Annotated in this window: 2 protein-coding genes; both read left to right on the top strand. The window is 74.0% G+C overall.

All coding sequences use genetic code 11. The features are described 5' to 3' along the window. Window positions 1–2700: type I polyketide synthase (locus ACGF12_RS37805; protein ID WP_393040958.1), on the top strand; the 2700-nt coding region annotated here is incomplete at its 5' end. Next, window positions 2697–4876, top strand: a 2180-nt coding sequence (locus tag ACGF12_RS37800; protein ID WP_393040955.1) for a type I polyketide synthase, incomplete at its 3' end; no start/stop codon positions are given. The genes ACGF12_RS37805 and ACGF12_RS37800, both read left to right, overlap by 4 nt.

The raw sequence follows: 4876 nt of genomic DNA, 5'->3' as shown, positions 1-4876 counted from the left end.
ACCACCCACCCCCTCCTCCGAGCCACCCTCAACATCGCCACCGACAACACCCTCCTCCTCACCGGCCGCCTCTCCACCACCGACCACCCCTGGCTCGCGGACCACGCGGTGCTCGGCACGGTGATCGTGCCGGGCGCGGCACTGGTCGACCTAGCGCTGCACGCGGCCGACGCAGCCGGCTGCGACACCGTCGACGAGCTCACCCTGGAGACCCCGCTGGTCGTTCCCGAGACGGGCGCCGTGCGGATCCAGGTGGTCGTGGGCGCGCCCGACGCCGACGGGCGGCGCACGGTCAGCGTGCACTCCGCGGGCGCCGGAGCGGAGGCCGGCGAGGGCTGGGTCCGCAACGCCACCGGCTTCCTCGCGACGGGCGGCGCCGTACCGCCAGTCGCGCCGGCGACTGTCTGGCCGCCCGCCGGTGCGGAGCCGCTGGAGCTGGACGGCGTGTATGCGGGCCTGGCCGCCTCGGGCTACGAGTACGGGCCGGTCTTCCAGGGCCTGACGGCCGCCTGGCGGGACGGTGAACTCCGGTACGCCGAGGTAGAGTTGCCGGAGGAGACCGAGGTCGACGGCTTCGACGTCCACCCGGCTCTGCTGGACGCCGCGCTGCACGCGATGGGCCTGGCCCGGGATTCGGACGGGGTGCGGCTGCCGTTCGCCTGGTCCGGCGTACGGCTCCACGCGACCGGCGCCACCGCGGCGCGGGTGCGGATCGCCCCGACCGGGGCGGACGACCCGGACGCCGTGACGATCGTCCTGACCGACGCCACCGGCGGCGCGGTCGCCACGGTGGAGGCGCTGAGCACCCGCCGGATCAGCGAGGAGCAGCTCGCCGCGCTGCGCACCACCGGGGAGGACCCGCTGTTCTCCGTCGAGTGGGTCGCGGACCGGTCCGCCCGAGGCGCGACCGCCGACCGGGGCGGCTGGGCGGTGCTCGGCACCACCGAGCACCCGGACCTGGACGCGTTGGCGGCCGCCGGTCCGGCCCCCGAGCTGGTCCTGCTCCCGGTCCGGGCCGGCGGCACCGACGACACCCCGGCGGCCGTACGTCGGGCACTGACCGGCACTTTGGCGGTCCTCCAGGCGTGGCTGGCCGACGAGCGCTTCGCCGAGTCCCGGCTGGCCGTGGTGACCAGCGGCGCGGTCGTGGTCCGCGCCGGCGAGACCCTGGACGCCCTGGCCGTCGCCCCGCTGTGGGGCCTGGTCGGCAGCGCCGTCGCCGAGAACCCGGACCGATTCGCCCTGGCGGACGTGGACGGCGACCCGGCGTCCTGCGTTCCCGGGCTGCTGAGCGGCGCGGAGACCCGCGTGGCGGTGCGCGACGGCGTGACGTACGTGCCACGGATGACCCGGCTCACGCCGGGCACCGGGACCGTCGCACCGCTGGACAACGGCACCGTGCTGATCACGGGCGCGACCGGCACCCTGGGCCGGCTGGTGGCCGAGCACCTGGTGACCGAGCACGGCGCCCGGCGGCTGGTGCTGGCCAGCCGGAGCGGGCAGCGTGCCGAGGGCGCCGCCGAACTCGTGGAGCGGCTGGCCGCATTGGGCGCCGAGGTCACCCTCGTCGCGTGCGACGTCGCCGACCGGGCGGCACTGACCGGGCTGCTGGCGGGGATCCCGGAGGAGCACCCGCTGACCGCGGTGTTCCACGCCGCCGGCGTGCTCGACGACGGTGTACTGTCCGGCCTCACCCCGGAGCGGATCGAGCCGGTGCTGCGGGCCAAGGCGGACTCGGCCTGGCTGTTGCACGAACTCGTCGACGAACCAGCCCACTTCGTCCTGTTCTCCTCGATCGCCGGTGTGCTCGGCAGCGCCGGTCAGGCCAACTACGCGGCAGCCAACGTCTTCCTCGACGCCCTGGCCGAGCACCGGCGGGCGACCGGCCGACCGGCTGTGTCGATCGCGTGGGGACGCTGGGAACAGGAGAGCGCGATGACCGCGGCGCTCGACGAGGCCGACCTGGCCCGGATGGCACGCGGCGGTCTGCGTCCGATCCGCGCGGCCGAGGGCCTCGCGCTGCTCGACCGCGCCCTGCGTCAGGACCGGGCCACGGTCACCGCCACCCGCTTCGACCAGGCCGCCCTGCGGTCCGGCGTCGTACCGCCGCTGCTGCGCGGGCTGGTGCGGATCCCGGCCAGGCGCCAGGCGGACGCGGGCGGCGCAGCGGCCCTCGTGCAGCGGCTGGCCGCTCTGCCGGAGGCCGAGCGGGAGTCGGCGCTGGGCGAGGTGGTGCGGATCCAGGTGGCGACCGTACTGGGCGGCGGTTCGGCCGACTCGGTGCCGGAGGACCGCAAGTTCAAGGAGCTGGGCTTCGACTCGCTGGCCGCCGTAGAGCTGCGCAACCGGCTCAGCGCGACCTTCGGCCGCAAACTCCCCGCCACTCTGGTCTTCGACCACCCCACCCCGCAGGCGGTCACCCGGTTCATACTGGCCGGCCTCGCCCCGGCCGAGGCACAACAATCGCCGGTGTTCGTCGAACTGGAGCGGCTGGAGGCCGTGTTGGCGCAGCTGACGCCTGACGAGCAGCGCGACAACGAGGTCACGGTCCGGCTGCAGACGGTGCTGGCGAAGTGGACCACCGAGCGCAGGAACGCCGCGGCGACCGAGGAGTCGCTGGCCGAGCGCATCCAGGACGCCAGCGCCGACGAGGTCCTCGCATTCATCGACAACGAGCTCGGACGGAGCATGCAGTCATGAGTACCGCCGCCGAAACGCCCGGGACCAGGGAAGAGAAGCTGGTCGAGTATCTCAAGTGGGTGACGGCCGACCTCCACAAGGCCCGCACCCGGATCCGCGAACTGGAGTCCGGGCTCGGCGAGCCGGTCGCCGTCGTCGGCATGGCCTGCCGGTTCCCCGGCGGGGTGCGCTCGCCCGAGGATCTGTGGCGCCTCGTCGCGAACCGGGAGGACGCGATCGACGGCTTCCCCACCGACCGCGGCTGGCCGGCGGACCTCTACCACCCCGACCCGGACCACCCCGGCACCTCGGTGGCCGACCAGGGCGGATTCCTGTACGGGGCAAGCGAGTTCGACGCGCGGTTCTTCGGAATGTCGCCGCGCGAGGCGCTGGCCACCGACCCGCAGCAGCGCCTGCTGCTGGAAACCGCGTGGGAGGCTCTGGAGCACGCGGGCATCGTCCCGGCCACCCTGCGCGGAAGCCGGACCGGCGTGTTCGCGGGCGTGATGTACGACGACTACGGAGCCCGGCTGCACCCGGCCCCGGACGGGTACGAGGGACTGGTCGGCAACGGCAGCGCGGGCAGCGTCGCGTCGGGCCGGGTGTCGTACACCTTCGGGTTCGAGGGTCCGGCCGTGACCGTGGACACCGCGTGCTCGTCCTCGCTGGTCGCCCTGCACCTGGCCGTGCAGGCGCTGCGCAACGGCGAGTGCGACCTGGCGCTCGCCGGCGGCGTGACGGTCATGGCGACGCCCGGAGTCTTCATCGAGTTCAGCCGCCAGCGCGGCCAGTCCCCGGACGGGCGCTGCAAGTCCTTCTCGGCGGAGGCCAACGGCGCCGGCTGGGCGGAGGGCGCTGGCCTGCTGCTCGTCGAGCGACTATCGGACGCCCGCCGCAACGGGCACCGGGTGCTCGCGGTGGTGCGCGGCTCGGCGGTCAACCAGGACGGCGCGAGCAACGGCCTCACCGCTCCCAACGGGCCGTCCCAGGAACGCCTGATCCGTCAGGCCCTCGCCGACGCGCGCCTCCGCCCGTCCGACGTGGACGCGGTGGAGGCGCACGGCACGGGCACGACGCTCGGCGACCCGATCGAGGCCCAGGCGCTGCTCGCGACCTACGGTCAGGACCGTCCGGCCGAACGGCCGCTCTGGCTCGGCTCGTTGAAGTCCAACATCGGGCACACCCAGGCCGCCGCCGGCGTCGCCGGGATCATCAAGATGGTCATGGCGATGCAACACCGCGAACTGCCGAAGACGCTGCACGTCAACGAGCCCTCCCCGCACGTCGACTGGACCGCCGGCGCGGTCGAGCTGCTGACCGAGGCCCGGCCGTGGGAAGAGCAGGACGGACGGCCGCGCCGCGCCGGAGTGTCCTCCTTCGGCATCAGCGGCACCAACGCGCACATCATCCTGGAGGAGGCCCCGGCAGCCGAGGCGGCCGACGCAGTGGCCGTCGAGGAGGAGCCCGAACTGCCCGTGGTGTGGCCACTGTCGGCGAAGTCCGCGGCCGCACTGCGGGACCAGGCCCGTCGGCTCCTGGACTGGCTCACCGAACACCCGGACGCCACCGAGGCGGACGTCGCCCACGCGCTGACCACCGGCCGCTCGCTCTTCGAGCACCGCGCCGTCATCCTGCCCGGCGACCGGGCGGCGGCGCTGCGCGCCCTGGCCGAAGGCGCCGGTCACCCAGTCGTGGTCACCGGCAACGCCACGCACCCCGGCAAGCTCGCCTACCTGTTCACCGGACAGGGCTCACAACGCATCGGCATGGGCGAGGAGTTGTTCACCACCTTCCCCGTCTTCGCCGCCGCCTACGACGAGGCACTCAGCCACTTCGACCCGCAGCTACGGGAAATCATCGCGTCGAACCCCGACGGCCTCCTCGACACCACCCTGCACACCCAGCCCGCACTCTTCGCCCTGGAGACGGCACTGTTCCGCCTCCTGGAACACCACGGCCTCACCCCCGACTACCTCGCCGGCCACTCCATCGGCGAGATCGCCGCCGCCCACTGCGCCGGCGTCCTGTCGCTGAGCGACGCGGCCAAACTGGTCGCCGCCCGCGCCCGCCTCATGCACAACACCCGCGAAGGCGCCATGGCCACCCTCCAGGGGGTCGAGGAAGACGTCCTCCCACACCTCACCGACGCACTCACCATCGCCGCCGTCAACTCCGCCGACGCCGTCGTCGTCGCCGG

It is taken from the genome of Kitasatospora sp. NPDC048296, assembly GCF_043201815.1.
Taxonomy (GTDB): domain Bacteria; phylum Actinomycetota; class Actinomycetes; order Streptomycetales; family Streptomycetaceae; genus Kitasatospora.
The sequence above is the reverse complement of the archived record's forward strand: the minus strand, read 5'-3'. Positions and strand labels throughout refer to the sequence as shown.